Origin of the sequence: Dysosmobacter sp. Sow4_B12, from assembly GCF_052116665.1 — a bacterium.
Taxonomy (GTDB): domain Bacteria; phylum Bacillota; class Clostridia; order Oscillospirales; family Oscillospiraceae; genus Oscillibacter.
In genome coordinates, this window is sequence record NZ_JBQKKR010000033.1 from 1 (window position 1) to 541 (window position 541).

Below are 541 nucleotides of genomic sequence, written 5' to 3' on the forward strand. Positions count from 1 at the left end.
TGTCCGTCTTCGCCTTATGAATCTCTACATCCCCGTATTTTTTCATCTGGTATGGATTAACGATGCAAACGGGAAATCCCACGTCTTGAAGCTTCTTGAGCACCGGGTAATGGTAGTGGCCAGTGTACTCCATAAGAATGGTTATGGGTTCTCCAAGTCCCTTCAGATATGTCACGAAAGCCTCCATATCCGGCTGCGTATGAGCCATTGTGAATGGACTTGCCAGAACTGTACCGTCTGAATCAATCACCGCAACGGTGCTCTTGGCTTTGGATATGTCGATTCCAACTGCGATCATGAAACTCCTCCTTCATTAGTTGAGATACGATTGGTTCCAGCACTTCAAAATTCAATCAGATTAGTCCGTGAAACGGGAGCAGTGATTTGTCCCAACTTGCTGAATCGAATGCAGAATGATGAAGGCTGGCTGACACATTTGTCTGCGGGCGTGGGGTCCCAATCGGAAATTCCGTCAGCCAATCACCTTCATCATAAAGGAAAAAGCGAAGGCTGTAACACCCTCGCTTATATATTACTAATC

The 541-nt window shown here is 46.2% G+C and carries 1 protein-coding gene; it reads right to left on the reverse strand.

Annotation, left to right across the window (positions count from 1 at the left end):
* A partial coding sequence (locus ACTQ4R_RS12995) for an IS110 family transposase (protein ID WP_441629345.1) occupies positions 1-298 on the reverse strand: 298 nt, incomplete at its 3' end.
* Positions 299-541 lie beyond the last annotated feature (243 nt).